The organism is Alcanivorax sp. REN37, from assembly GCF_041102775.1.
Taxonomy (GTDB): Bacteria; Pseudomonadota; Gammaproteobacteria; order Pseudomonadales; family Alcanivoracaceae; genus Isoalcanivorax; species Isoalcanivorax beigongshangi.
The window spans coordinates 1,260,492-1,274,462 of the sequence record NZ_JBGCUO010000001.1; the positions used below are offsets into that span (position 1 = coordinate 1,260,492).

11 protein-coding genes are annotated in these 13,971 nt (G+C 62.4%); 8 read left to right on the forward strand and 3 right to left on the reverse strand.

Annotated features, from left to right (window positions below):
- Window positions 1-346: 346 nt before the first annotated feature.
- From AB5I84_RS05655 to dauA, 3 genes are all read right to left on the reverse strand, one after another.
- The gene (locus AB5I84_RS05655; protein ID WP_369454882.1) at window positions 347-1,408 is read right to left on the reverse strand and encodes a YeiH family protein; all 1,062 of its coding nucleotides are present in this window, start codon (window positions 1,406-1,408) and stop codon (window positions 347-349) included.
- A 743-nt stretch (window positions 1,409-2,151) separates the two neighbouring features.
- A complete protein-coding gene (locus AB5I84_RS05660) occupies window positions 2,152-3,360 on the reverse strand; it encodes an MFS transporter (RefSeq protein ID WP_369454883.1) in 1,209 nt (402 codons plus the stop codon).
- A 61-nt stretch (window positions 3,361-3,421) separates the two neighbouring features.
- Entirely contained in the window at window positions 3,422-5,149 is a 1,728-nt protein-coding gene (gene dauA, locus AB5I84_RS05665) for a C4-dicarboxylic acid transporter DauA (protein WP_369454884.1), read from the reverse strand.
- A gap of 226 nt (window positions 5,150-5,375) precedes the next feature.
- Here dauA and AB5I84_RS05670 point away from each other — a divergent pair, with 226 nt between their 5' ends.
- The 8 genes from AB5I84_RS05670 (at window position 5,376) to wecB (ending at window position 13,956) form a co-directional block, all read left to right on the forward strand.
- Window positions 5,376-5,771: a hypothetical protein gene (locus AB5I84_RS05670; RefSeq protein WP_369454885.1), complete on the forward strand. Its 396-nt coding sequence runs from the start codon at window positions 5,376-5,378 to the stop codon at window positions 5,769-5,771.
- Window positions 5,772-6,308: 537 nt separating this feature from the next.
- On the forward strand, window positions 6,309-7,790 hold the full coding sequence (locus AB5I84_RS05675) for a capsule assembly Wzi family protein (RefSeq protein WP_369454886.1): 1,482 nt from the start codon (window positions 6,309-6,311) through the stop codon (window positions 7,788-7,790).
- Window positions 7,783-8,979, forward strand: coding sequence for a polysaccharide export protein (locus AB5I84_RS05680; RefSeq protein ID WP_369454887.1), 1,197 nt, complete (start codon window positions 7,783-7,785; stop codon window positions 8,977-8,979). The genes AB5I84_RS05675 and AB5I84_RS05680 overlap by 8 nt, the downstream gene beginning before the upstream one ends.
- Entirely contained in the window at window positions 8,979-9,404 is a 426-nt protein-coding gene (locus AB5I84_RS05685) for a low molecular weight protein-tyrosine-phosphatase (RefSeq protein ID WP_369454888.1), read from the forward strand. Before AB5I84_RS05680 ends, AB5I84_RS05685 begins: the two co-directional genes overlap by 1 nt.
- 14 nt (window positions 9,405-9,418) lie before the next feature.
- Window positions 9,419-11,620, forward strand: a complete 2,202-nt coding sequence (locus AB5I84_RS05690; protein ID WP_369454889.1) for a polysaccharide biosynthesis tyrosine autokinase — start codon at window positions 9,419-9,421, stop codon at window positions 11,618-11,620.
- A gap of 9 nt (window positions 11,621-11,629) precedes the next feature.
- On the forward strand, window positions 11,630-12,127 hold the full coding sequence (gene rfaH, locus AB5I84_RS05695; RefSeq protein ID WP_369454890.1) for a transcription/translation regulatory transformer protein RfaH: 498 nt from the start codon (window positions 11,630-11,632) through the stop codon (window positions 12,125-12,127).
- A 213-nt stretch (window positions 12,128-12,340) separates the two neighbouring features.
- Window positions 12,341-12,673: a MarR family EPS-associated transcriptional regulator gene (locus AB5I84_RS05700; protein ID WP_369454891.1), complete on the forward strand. Its 333-nt coding sequence runs from the start codon at window positions 12,341-12,343 to the stop codon at window positions 12,671-12,673.
- 158 nt (window positions 12,674-12,831) lie between these two features.
- Window positions 12,832-13,956, forward strand: coding sequence for a non-hydrolyzing UDP-N-acetylglucosamine 2-epimerase (gene wecB, locus AB5I84_RS05705; RefSeq protein WP_369454892.1), 1,125 nt, complete (start codon window positions 12,832-12,834; stop codon window positions 13,954-13,956).
- Window positions 13,957-13,971 lie beyond the last annotated feature (15 nt).

Consider the following 13,971-nt stretch of genomic DNA (forward strand, 5'->3'; position numbering starts at 1 on the left):
CGGACCCACCAACCCTCGGACTAGCTGACTAACCGACTAGTCTCCAAGCTGACCCGCCCACCCGCCCACCCGCCCACCCGCCCACCCGCCCACCCGCCCACCCGCTCACCCGCTCACCCGCTATCCCACTGACCTGGTGCATGGCACCTGGCACCCGGCATCCGGCATCCGGCATCCGGCATTGCGCTGTCCATTTAGTCGGCGCAAGGCCCTTGCTCTCGTCTACCACCGCCCGAAACGATCATAGAGTTGCCCGAGGAGGTGGCCGTCCGCTCGGTTATTAGCTGTCTACGCTAACCGCCGTCACCGCCGTCGGGAGGCTCGACGAGTGCACGCGGAGGCTCGCTTAGGCGCTGCCGAACGGCAGCCAATACAACCCGGCTAAGCCCACCAGCAGTAGCCAGCCGAACAGCAACGCCGCCAGCAGCAGTGGCCGCAACCCGGCCTCACGGACCGCGCCGATGCGGGTGCCAAGGCCAAGGGCGGCCATGGCTGCCGCCAGCAGCGCGTCATCCAGCTGTACCAATGCAGCGCGCAGCGGTTCCGCCAACGGCCACAGGGTGTTCACGCCCGTGACAGCGATGAAGCCCACGGCAAACCACGGGATATGCAGGCGGCGCGGACCCTCCTCAACGGCCGTGTGCTGGCGGCCGAGCCACCAAGACAGCGTCAGCAGAAACGGCGCCAGCAGCATCACCCGCACCATCTTGGTCACCACCGCCGCATCGGCCGCCGCCGGGTCCACGGCTTGGCCGACTGCCACCACCTGCGCCACTTCATGCACGGTGGCGCCGGTGAAAATGCCGAATAACCGCGGTTGCGCAAGCCACTCAAGATGCAGCGCGGCACCGTACAGCCACGGATACAGGAAGGTCGCCAGCGTGCCGAACACCACCACGGTCGCCACGGCCACCGCCACCTGGTCGGCTCGTGAGCGGGTCACCGGCGCGGTGGCCAGCACCGCAGCGGCACCGCAGATGGCGCTGCCGGCGCCGATCAGCATGGCGTCGCGCATCGGTAAGCGGAGCAACTTCATGCCCAGCAGGCACGCCACCAAGAAGGTCGAGGTCAGCACCAGCGCATCCAGCGCGACGGCGGCCCAGCCCACCTGCGCCACATCAGTGAGGCTCAAACGCACCCCGTACAACACGATGCCCAAGCGCAGCAGTTGCTGCTTGGCCAACTGAATGCCCGCAGCACTGGGCGCCAACACTGCGGCCGGGGCCAGGTTGCCCACCACCATGCCGAGCAAGATGGCCAGCGTCAGTGTGCTCAATCCCAACGTGCCCGGCAGGCTCCACTGCGCCGACCAAGTGGCTGCAGCTGCCAGCAGACCGGCCAGCAGCAAACCGGGCAGCAGGTGAATTGCCGGGCGTAGACGCAGTGGAGTGGGGAGTTGTAGCAGCATGACAAGTGGCCTGTGAAAGCGGGAAGACGTGGCCAATCTATCGCTGGAAGAACTATGCATATAACGGTTTGTGCGGATGTTGCTTATCTGCAAAACCGATTAGCGGGTGGCTTATGGTCGGTTCGATGAATAAAGGCGTGATTGCCCGCCCTTCGCCGCGAACGGCAGCGGCAAGGCGCCGATTGGTAGAGCAGTGATCCAACCTGCTACGGGCATGACCGCTGGACCAAAGCGGGCCACGGGCCGAGTGTTGCGGTGCATCGATTAAAGCGGGAAACGGTGGGTGAGGGCGGGGGAGCGATGGTCTCTGGGGAGCATTGAAGCGGCCGAGTCGAGCGCCGGCGTCGGACCTCAGGCCGTTGGCAGTACTGGAGAGCACTACACCCGCGTCGCGGTACGGCGCCATTGGGGGCTCGTGTTCACAGGAGGAGCGGCGGTAATGGGGTTGGACTTGGCCCCGGCAGCCATCCGACCGGCCCGGGTGAAGCGGCGCGCCGATCGCTGCAGCGGTTGCTCTCGGCCGCTATGCCGTAACGCCGTTGATTTGAAATCCTGGAGGGCCGTGCTGGCAGCATGCGGGAGCCCGGCGAGCGCGTAGGATTCGCCATACAGGGCGGGACGCCACGGGCACTTACCACCGCTCGCGCGAAGCGCTCCGCGTGGTGTTCAGCTCCGCGAGGCGTGGCGACGCAGTGAGGCCAGCGTGATACCGATGCATCACACCCGTCGCCCACCGTAGGCGGTCAGCCTGCTGGCTGGAGCGCTCGCCGTGCCCACACTTCATCACGCAGCAGCGCCAGCATCGACGCCGCGGCTAACACCACTCCGACCCCGCAGGCCGCATGCCAACCACCGTATTGCCAAGCCGCAGCACCCAGCGCCGAGCCGGCGGCCGCACCGGCAAAATAGAGCGTCATATAGCAGGCATTCAGGCGTGCGCGGGCGTCCGGTTGTAGCGCGTAAATCACCATCTGGTTGTTAATGTGCACACCTTGCAGCGCCAGATCGATCATCAGCAGGCCGACCAAGAAGCCGATCAGACTCTGCCCGCCCCACGCCAGCAGCGCCCAGCTGGCGATGCCGATCAACACCGCCGCCCAGGTGGTGTGTCGGCCCCAGCCTCGGTCCGCCAGTCGCCCGGCGGCGCTGGCCATCAATGCGCCAGCCACCCCGGCCAGGCCGATCAGACCAATGGTGGCGTCGTCCATACGATGCGGATCGCCGGCCAGCATCAGCGCCATGGTGGAAAACAGCACGCTTAGCGAGCCAAACATCAGGCCGCCCATTAGCCCGCGCGTACGCAGGCGCGGTTGCAGGTACAGCAACCGTCCGAGGGAGCGCAATTGGTGCAAATAGCCGCCTTCGGCGTGCTGGTTGCGCGACGCGGGCAGCACGCGCGCCAGCACTAGCGCGCACAGCAGCAACGTGGCGCCGCCGACCCAGTACACCGTGGTCCAGCCACCCACTTCCGACAGCACGCCGGCCACGGTGCGGGAAATCAAAATGCCCACCAACAAGCCGCTCATCAGCAGTCCCACGGCACGGCCGCTCTGTGCCGGCGGTACCAGCGTGGCGGCCATCGGCACCAACACCTGTGCGGCCACCGAGAACAGCCCGGTCATGATGATGCCCCCAGTCAACTGAGGCAGCGACTGGGCGCTGGCACTGAGGATCAGGCCGGCACTGGCCAGCACCATCAGCGACACCACCAACCGCCGGCGCTCCAACAGGTCGCCGAGCGGCACAAACAGCAGCAGGCCGGCGCCGTAGGCCAGTTGCGCCAAGGTCACGGTGAGGCTGGCATCGGCATCGCTGATCCCCAGCCCGATGGCGATGGAATGCAGCAACGGTTGGTTGAAATAGTTGGCGCCGGCACACAAGCCGCAGGCCACCGCCATCAGTAGCAGGACAGCAGGCGACAGGGTCGGTGTGGTGGCGTGGGGGGCCGTCATCGGCAAACATCCTGTGAGCAGCGAACGGGCGGTGCCCGCACCAAACGGGCACCGCGGACGATCAGGCTGCGGGTGGATTCAGTTCCGTTAGCGCGTCGCCCAGCGTGGATGCGAAGGTCAGCTGCCCGGCAATCGGCTGCACTTCAGCCCGCGCCAGGGTTTTCAGCGGTTGGAACTGCAGGTTGGTGACCATGATCTGGCTGCCGCGGGCATTGGCGTGCTCGACGAAACGCAGGAAGGCGCTGAGCCCGCCAGCATCAAGGATTGGCACCGCACTCATGTAGAGAATCATGCCTTCCTGCTCGTGGCACTGCTCCAATAGCTCGTCGAACACCCGTTCGGCCGCGGCAAAGAACAGCGGGCCGATGATCTTCACCACCTGCCAATTGGGCGGCACCGGCTGGCCGGCCAGCGACAGGTGCTGGGCGGTGATCGGGGTAATGCGGGTCATCGACGCGATGTTTTGCATGAACAGCAGCGACGCCAGCACGATGCCGACGGCGATCGCGATCACCATGTCGAAGAACACCGTCAGGCCGAGGCAGACCAGCAGAATCATCACATCCTGGCGCGGCGCCCGTTGCAGCAGCCGTTTCACCTTTGGCGCCTCACTCATGTTCCACGCCACCATCAGCAGCAGCGCGGCCATCGACGCCATCGGCAGGTAACTGAGCCAGCGCGCCAGCACCAGCACTGCGGCCACCAGGACCAGCGAGTGGAATACCGCCGCCAGCGGCGAAGTGGCGCCGGAGCGGAAGTTGGCGGCGGAACGGGCCAGTGCTGCCGTTGCCGCAAAGCCACCGAAGAATGGCGCTGCTAGGTTGCCGAGCCCTTGGCCGAGCAGCTCGCCGTTGGCGTTGTGGCGCCGGCCGCTCATGCCGTCCAGCACCACCGCGCACAGCAGCGATTCAATAGCGCCGAGCATGGCAATGGTGAACGCCGCCGGCAGCAGCGCCTGCCAGGTGGCCAGCTCCGTCAGTGCCGTGGTGGGGCTGTCCCAGGTCCAGGGCAGTTTGAACTCCGGGAAGAACGGCGGGATGCCTTGGCCGGTACTGCCATCCGGGAATAGGAAGCTAAAACGGGTGCCGATGGTGTCGATCTGGTGGCCGTAGTGGCCCAGCAGCAACGACAGCCCGACCCCCACCAGCACCGCCGGCAGGTGACCCGGCAACGGGATGCGCAGGCGCGGCCACAGTATCAGCACCGCCAGCGTGCCAAGGCCGGTAACCAGGGTAGGCCAGTGCCAGCTCGGCAGCGCCTGCGCCAACATCACCACCCGCTCCACGTAGTGCTCCGGCAGCGCGCTGCTACTGAGACCAAGGAAGTCCTTGACTTGCAGGGTGGCAATGACAATGGCGATGCCGGCGGTGAAGCCGAGCGTGACCGGAGCTGGAATGTACTCAATGAAGCGGCCAAGTCGGGCGCCGGCCATCGCCAGCATGATCACCCCGGCCATTAACGTGGCGATCAGCAGCCCGCCGAGGCCAAATTGCTGTACCACCGGCTGCAGCACCACCACGAAGGCGGCGGTGGGGCCGGAAACAGAAAAGCGCGAGCCGCCGGTGAGGGCGATGATCAGCCCCGCGACCATACCGGTGTAGAGGCCGTACTGGGGCGGTACGCCGATGGCGACCGCCAACGCCATCGACAGCGGGATGGCGATGATGCCGACGGAAATGCCGGCGAACAGATCTTTCAACAGTCGGGCGCGAGTATAGGGTTCGCGCAGACAGGCTTCCTGCACCGCGCTGGCAAAGCGCAAGGTGGTCAAATGAGAGCGGTCAGCCATCAAGGGTCCTGGGTCGGGAGGGCAGCCCCACAAGCCAACCGTTGGGGCTTAACGGTGTTGCAGCGTCACCGGCAGCAGGGCCGGCGACGGGGAGTAAGCATACGCCCTCGCCGACAGGGGGTGTAGGGGACGATTCCCATTGATAGGCATGATTCTCATTTGTATTGACTGTGACCGCTGGTCAGTGACAGAGTGGCAGTTCGTTCCTAGCCCCCTCGGAGCCACCATGTCAGTCCTGGATGTGTCCCGCTTCCCCATCGTGCGCTTCAGCACTATGCCCGGCGATGTCGCCGCCACTGAAACCTGGATCAGCGAACTCGAGCAGTTACTCCAACGCGACGAACCCTTCGCGCTGGTGTATCCGCCACTGCCGCAGCCCATGCCCGAACCCAGCCCCGACCAAGCCGCTGCGCGGAAAACCTTCGTGCTTTGGTTCAAACGCAACCGGGAGCCATTCCGCGCCCTGTGCAAGGCCCTAGTGATGACTGCTGAAAAGGAAGAAGAACTGCCGCTCTATGAGGGCATGCTGCCGGCACTCAATGCCATGTATCAGGTGCCGGTGGAGTTGGCATGCGGCGATGACGCTGCCGATCAACATGCGCTGAGCCACCTGGCCTCTTGATTCTCCTGCCCCGTGGGTGCAGTGCTGGCCAGATCAAGCGACAACAGAGGTCGCGTAGCGGCAGCAAAATGATCGCCCTGTGTCACCGATTTGTTACCGGTGGCGACAGGCGCTGCGCCCTTCACCACGGCTGTGTTACGTAACTGTAAGCCGTCCCTTGGCATAAACGTAAACTGCATCCCACCGCTTGACCGACCACGCCAGTTACGCCACCCTCTGCGCCGCATTTTCCCACCCGGAGCAAGGATTCTCTCCGTCGGAAGATCGCAAAATTGCTTTGTCATTGTGGACCCGTAACTGTTGCCAACCCCTCGCAACTGCTAACGTGCGTCCGCGTTCAAGGCTTGTTGCAAGGTGTTGTCGGGTTGGCTGCGGACGTCTGCGGCGCCGTCGGACGGCACAGAAACCTGTGTTCCGCGTCATCTGGCGCAGTCACCGCTCGCCGTTTCCGGCGGCCTTTGGCTGGGCACACATGCATGGGCATCCGATGGCAGCGTCTCGCCGGAACGTGAGACCGCGCAATTGAAGGTGGAAAGTTTGCAAGCACGAGTTGTTCTGTTGCCGCTGTTGCTCGCCGGCGCGATCGGTGCAGCGGAGGCCCGTCCATGGTTGGAACCCGATGATCTGCGCGCCCGCCACAGTGTCCAGTGGTTGGCCGACCGCGGCTGTTTCAACGCGCCGGTATCCACTTGGCCGCTGATGTGGGCCGACCTGTCCCCGGGGCTTGATGCCGCCGCGACCCTTCCGGAATGCCGTGACAGCGCTGCGTGGCGCTATCTGGCGTTCGAGCGCGATTACCAGCGCAACCACACTATTCAAGCCTCGGTGACGCTTGGCGGCGCCAGCGATGAGCCGGTGTTCCGTGGTTTCTCCGCCGCACCGCGTGAAGAAGCAGAGGCATCTGTCCGCCTGGAAATGAGCTCCGGTCGGTTAGCCATGGGCCTGACTGGCACTTGGACCAATGATCCCCGCGACGGCGACAGTGGCCGCGTCGACGGCTCCTATCTGGCTGGCACTGCCGGCAACTGGGTGCTGGGCGCCGGCGCCATCGATCGCTGGTGGGGCCCAGGCTGGCGCAGTAGCACCATTCTTAGTGACAACGCCCGGCCGGCGCCGGGTGTTTGGATCAACCGTCGTGCCTCTACGCCCAGCGGCTGGCGGCCGGCCAGCTGGCTGGGGCCGTGGAATTTCACCGCCTTTGCCGGGCAGCTGGAGCGCGAGCGCTATGTGCCGCGTACCAAATTGATCGGCATGCGTTTCAGCTTTAAGCCGTGGCGATATATGGAAGTGGGCTTGAGCCGCACCGTGCAGTGGGGCGGTTCCGGCCGTCCGCAGGGCTTCTCAAGTTTCTGGGAAGCCATGATCGGCCGCGACAACGGCCAACGCGGGCCCGATGGCGATCCTGGCAACCAGCTCGGCGGCGCCGATGTACGCTTCGGCTTCCCAGTAGGGAGCACTGTGCTGGGCGTCTACGGTCAAGTTACCGGGGAAGATGAAGCCGGTGGCTTGCCGTCTACTTATATGGGCTTAGCCGGGATCGATTTGGGCACCCAACTGTGGCAGGGCGAGCAGCGGTTGTTCGTCGAGTACACCGACACCACCGCCGGCGCTTGGTCCCATGAACGTCGGCCGAATGTGGGCTATGAACACTCTATTTACCGCACCGGCTACCGTTTTAACGGTCGTAACATTGCTTCAACCTGGGAAAGCGATGCTCAAGTGCTGAGTGTGGGCGTCAGCCACTTCTTCTCCGGCGGCCAAGAAGTGTCGGTGGGCTACGACCGCGCGAAGTTGAATCGTGATGGCACCCAGCGGCCCCGCCCGGCCAGTGCGGGTATTCCGATGCTCGACCCTATCGGCCGACAGGATGTGGATATTTATTCGCTGCAGTACCGTCAGCCGCTGCTGCGTGGCCGGCTGACGCTGTCGGCTTACTACACTGATAAGGAAATTCGCTCTGCGCTGGATGACTATTCGCGGGGCACCGTTATGGCGTTGTGGGAGTTCCGTTTTGACTGACCATCGCACTGTTGCCGCGCCGCAGGCGCGTGCTGGCCTGGCGCCGCTGTTCAAAGCAGCCGCTGCGCTGACTCTGGCTGCAACGTTGGGTGCCTGCACTTTGGTACCCGGCTCCCATATTCCTCAGACCGGCCGTAATCCTTGGTTTGGTGGTGAAGCGCCAGAAAGCGAAGCGGAAGCCGTGGCGCTGCCAGAGCTGCTGCGGTTGCACGAAATATCGCCGACCCGCAAAGCGCCGGAGGTGACGCTGGCAGAGCCGGTACTGCCGCCAGTACTGGAAAACGCCGAGCAGGAGCATTACGACTACGTGGTGGGGGCGGGCGATGTGCTGAACATCACCGTTTGGGATCATCCCGAGCTAACCATTCCTGCCGGCTCCATGCGCAGCCCTTCCGAAGCGGGCAACTGGGTCCACAACGACGGCACCATCTTCTACCCCTATGTGGGTAACTTGCAGGTGGCCGGGCTGAAGGTAACCGAGATCCGCGAGCTGATCACACAGCGCATTTCTCGCTACATCGAAGATCCGCAAGTGGACGTCTCCGTTGCTGCTTTCCGCTCCCAGCGTGTCTATGTATCGGGCAGCGTGACCCAGCCGGGGGCTTATCCGGTTACCAACGTGCCCATGCGCCTGCTGGACGCGGTTAACCAAGCCGGTGGTCTTACCGAAGAGGCCGACTGGCGCAAGGTCATCCTGACCCGTGACGGTCGCGACTACACCTTGTCGCTGAAAGCGGTCTACGAGCGCGGCGACGGCCGCTATAACATCATGCTGCGGGGCGGCGACGTAGTGCACGTGGGCCGCGGTGATGACAACAAAGTGTTTGTCATGGGCGAAGTGCGTGATCCCAAATCCCTGTTCATGGGGCGTAATGGACTCACCCTTGCCGAAGCGCTGTCTGATTCCAAAGGCATTAACGAATTGATGGCTGATGCATCAGGTATCTTCGTGATGCGCCGCAGCGTGGAAGGCGATGAGCGGCATATCGACCTTTACCAGCTCAATGCGAAGCACGCCGCCGCCATGATTCTGGCCGATGAATTCGTGCTGGCACCGCGTGACATTATTTATGTGACGACGGCGCCAGTCGCGCGTTGGAACAAAGTCATCGCGCAGCTGATGCCCACGGTGCAGGCGATTTACTACGGCGCTCTGGCAGCAGACCGCATCAAGGATATTGATAACTAATGTTTGAACGCATTCTTGTAGTGTGCGACGGCAACATTTGCCGCAGCCCCACGGTGGCGGCCATGCTGGCACAGCGGGCCGGAAAGCAAACCAGCTCCGCCGGTTTGGTGGGGCTGGTGGACCATGACATGGACGCCTTGGCCCGCGAAGTGGCCAGCGCCCATGGTCTGGAGTGCCCCCCTCACAAAGCGCGCAAACTCACCCGCGAAATGTGCCGCGAGGCCGACCTGATCTTGGTGATGGAATTGCGCCAGAAAGATCGTGTCTCCCAACTTGCCCCGGAAGCCAGTGGCAAAACCATGCTGCTTGGCCGCTGGATCGGCAACAAAGAAATCCCCGACCCCTACAAACGGCACCGCGAGGTGTACGAGCAGGCGTATCAACTGATGGATGAGGCCGTGGCGGCCTGGACCCAGCGTCTTTGAAAACGGAACCGTCAATGACTGAGCAAACCCGCAGCCGTACGCCGAACCGCAGCGCTGAACCGGCCAGTGATGAGATCGACCTGACCCGCCTGTTTGCCTTGGTGCAAGACAACTGGCTCAAGATTGCGCTGGTGACCTTGATCGCCATGGCCATGGGCGTGGCCTACGCCTTGCTGGCTACACCTATCTACCGGGCCGACGCCTTGCTGCAAGTGGAAGCCAAGCAATCAGGCTTGCCGGTACTGGGCGAGCTGTCTGAGCTGATTTCCTCGGAAAGCTCTGCGCAAACAGAAATCGAACTGATCCGCTCCCGCATGGTGCTGGGCGCGGCCGTAGATGAACTGCACGCAGACGTTCTGGTGGAACCGCGTCGCACGCCCTTCATTGGTCGCTTCACGGCACCGGCGCCAACCGAAAATCGCATCCTGTTTTCTGGCTGGGCGGACGCCGAGCAGACGCTTTGGGTCGACCAGCTGCAAGTACCTGCCTGGCTGCAGGGCAAAGATTTGACGCTGCGCGTTACCGACGGCGGCTTCGACTTGCTCGGCCCAGATGGGGAGTTGCTGGCCAGTGGTCGTAGCGGGGCGGTAGCAGAGTCGGAAGATGGCCGCGTTGTCATTCTGGTGCGCGAATTGTCCGCCCAATCCGGGCAGGAATTCACTGTGACCAAGCTGTCGCGCGTCAAGGCCATCCAGATGGTACAGGCAGAATTGTCTGTGTCAGAGAAGGGGCGTAACACTGGCATTTTGGCGCTCAGTATGACCGATCCGCGCCCGGCGCGAGTTGAAACCTTGCTCAATGCGGTGGCACAGAATTACTTCCTGCAAAACGTGCAGCGGCGCTCCGCCGAGGCGGAAAAGAGCCTCGAATTTTTGGACGAACAAGTGCCGGCCATCCAGCAGGACCTGACCAGCGCTGAAGAAAAGCTCAACGCCTACCGGCTGAAAAGCGAGTCAGTAGACCTGTCGCTGGAAACCAAAGCAGTACTGGATCAACTGGTATCGCTGGAAGCCAGCCTGGTTGATCTGCGCTTGAAAGAGTCTGAAGTCAGCCGTCTTTATACCTCTGAGCACCCGGCCTACCGCACGCTGATGCAGCAGAAGAAAAACTTCGAAGACGAACGCGACCGCCTCAACCGCCAAGTAAAAGGCCTGCCGGAAACCCAGCAAGAAATCCTGCGCCTGATGCGTGATGTGGAGCTAAACCAGCAGATTTATGTGCAGTTGCTGAACCGCACCCAAGAGCTGCGCATCATGAAGGCCGGTACTGTGGGCAACGTGCGCATCATCGACAAAGCCGAAGTGGCGCCAGACCCGGTGAAGCCGCAAAAGCCGCTGATTGTGGCGTTGACGACGCTGCTCGGTTTGATGGCCGGCTTGGGCTACGTGTTTGTCAAAGCCCTGTTCAACCGCGGCCTGGAAAATCCGGACCAGCTGGAGCAGGAAGGCATTTCCGTTTACGCCACGCTGCCGCTGTCGGAAGACCAACAGCGCAATGAACGTATTTGGAACAAAGTGCGTCGCCGCCGCGGCGAAACCTCTGGCAGTGGCACCTTGCTGGCCGATTCCAGTCCCGGTGATTTGGCGATCGAAGCGCTGCGCAGCCTGCGCACCTCGCTGCATTTCGCCATGCTCGAAGCCAATAACAATGTGCTGATGATCAGCGGCCCCAGCCCGGGTGTGGGTAAGTCGTTCGTGGCTGCCAACTTCGCTGCAGTGCTGGCGCAGGCGGGTCAGTCTGTGGTGCTGGTCGATGCCGACATGCGCAAAGGTCTGCTGCACCGCTACTTCGCCAATGAGAAGAGCAATACCGGCCTGTCCGCGCTGCTGTCCGGCCGAGCTGAGCTCTCCCAAGTGATTCAGAGCACCAACACCGAAGGGCTTTCATTCATTCCGCGTGGTGAAGTGCCGCCGAACCCGGCCGAATTGTTGATGCATAGCCGCTTTAAAGCGTTGATTGACGAGCTGTCTAAACAGTTTGATCTGGTATTGGTCGATACCCCGCCAATCATGGCGGTGACCGATGCGGCCATTATTGGTCAGTCTGTTGGCACCTCACTGCTGGTAGCCCGTTACGGCCGCAGCAGCGTCAAAGAAGTAGAACAGGCCATCCTGCGCTTTGAGCACAACGGTGTAGAGATCAAAGGTTGTATCTTCAACGCAGTGGAACGCACCGCCAGTAACGCCTATTACTACTACGCGTACGAGTACAAGTAAGGCTTCCGGATGGCGTGGTATTTACTGCAAACCAAGGCCCGGCAAGAACGTCGGGCTTTGTTGCATCTGCAGCAGCAAAACTACAGCTGCTATCTGCCGGAAATACGCCAGGAGCGGCTGCAAGGCACGCAGCACGTGGTGGAGGCCAGTCCGTTGTTCCCCGGTTACCTGTTCATCGAGCTTGAACACGTGGGACAGAGCTGGGCGCCGATTCGCTCCACGCGCGGGGTGTTGCGATTAGTCGGCTTTGGCACTGCGGCGCCGTTGGCACTGCCGGATGGATGGGTGGAAGCGTTGCGCTTACGACTGCTGCTGCAGCGGGGCGACGCTGCGGAGCCCATCCTGAAAGCCGGCGACAAGGTGCTGCTGACCACGGGCGCCTTTGCTGGAATGGAGGCCGTGTTCGACTGCTACGATGGCCAGCAGCGGGCCATCATTCTGTTGCGTTGCATGGAAACGTTGCAGCGCGTCGGTGTGCCACTGGACAGCCTCAGCAAAGATCGATGACCCCGTTTTCTAATCCTGACTGCAACCGAAGCGCGCGTGGTTTTCTTAACATTGCGCAACACGAGGGCGACGCTTTTGGCACAATCTTTGTGACCAAACGTGCATTTTACGAAACGCTTCATTTCGACGTCTGATTTCGCCGCGGCTGTCTTGTAACCGTCATTTCGTCTGCTCATACTCGCCGTTCACTCGTTGAACGGACCCGGCACCAGGATGGTGGACGAAGCCTCCTACCGCATTCTTTCCCTGCTTCAGCAGAACCCTGAACTGACCCAGCGCGAGCTGGCGCAGGCCCTCGGCGTGTCCTTGGGCAAGGCCAACTATTGCCTGCGTGCGCTGCTCGACAAGGGCTGGTTGAAGGCCGAGAACTTCCGCCGCAGCGACAATAAAACCGCCTACCTTTATGTGCTGACGCCTAAGGGAATCAGCGCACGGGCGCGTTTGGCTGTGAACTTCCTTAAGCGTAAGGAAGCGGAGTACGAAGCACTGGTGGAAGAAATTGCGCGACTGCGCAAGGAAGTGGGAGAGGGCAGCGCGCCGGACTGAGCGTCTGTTCAATGAACAGTTTTGGCCCGCAGAGGCCCCGTTTTCAGGAAAGTAACGGCAAATCCTGGGGCGGTAGCGTGCCTAGAGGGCTGCCATGCAGCCGTACCGCCTGCTGAAACAGCAGCGTAGCTTTTTGAAATAGAGGGAAGTCAGTCGCCATGACGCAGTTGAAGAAAGTGATGTGTGTGTTTGGTACCCGCCCGGAAGCCATCAAGATGGCCCCGGTGGTAAAAGCGCTGGAAGCGCAGGAAGGCATTGAGTCACGCGTCTGCGTAACTGCCCAGCACCGCGAGATGCTCGATCAGGTGCTCAAGCTGTTCGATATCCAACCGGATTACGACCTCAACATCATGGCGCCGGGGCAGGACCTCTACGACATCACCACCCGCATTCTGCTCGGCCTGCGTGATGTATTCCGCAAGGAAAAGCCGGACATGATCTTGGTGCACGGCGACACCAGCACCACCTTCGTGGCCTCCCTGGCCGCCTTCTACGAGAAAATCGCCATCGGCCACGTGGAAGCGGGGCTGCGCTCCGGCAACCTACAATCGCCTTGGCCGGAAGAAGCCAACCGACGTTTGACCGGTGTGCTGACCCAAGTGCATTTCGCGCCAACAGCTACTGCACAAGACGCCCTGCTGCGCGAAGGCGTCGACCCCGCCACAGTGGTGGTCACCGGCAACACCGTGATTGATGCCCTGCTGTGGGTGAAGGAGCGCATCGACGGCGATGCGGAACTGCGCGGCCGTTTGGCAAGCGAGCTGCCCTACGGCACCGAGCGCCCGATGGTACTGGTTACGGGGCACCGCCGCGAAAGCTTCGGCGGCGGCTTTGAACGCATCTGCCAAGCCGTCGCCAAGTTAGCCACTACCCATCCAGATCACGAATTCGTCTATCCGGTGCACCTGAACCCCAATGTGCAAGAACCGGTAAAGCGCTTGCTCAGCGGCCTCAACAACGTGCACCTGATCAGCCCGCAGGATTACCTGCCGTTCGTCTGGCTGATGATGAACGCCAAATTGATTCTCACCGACTCCGGCGGCATCCAGGAAGAAGCACCGTCACTGGGCAAGCCCGTGTTGGTCATGCGTGATACCACCGAACGCCCCGACGCCATTAGCGCCGGCACCGTCAAGCTAGTGGGCACTGAAGCCGACACCATTTACCGCGCCGCCCATGAACTGCTGACTGACGACAGTGCGTGGCAGGCCATGAGCCGTGCCCACAACCCGTACGGCGATGGCACCGCTGCCAAGCAAATCGCCGCCGCACTGAAACCCTGATTGCAACGTACCAAG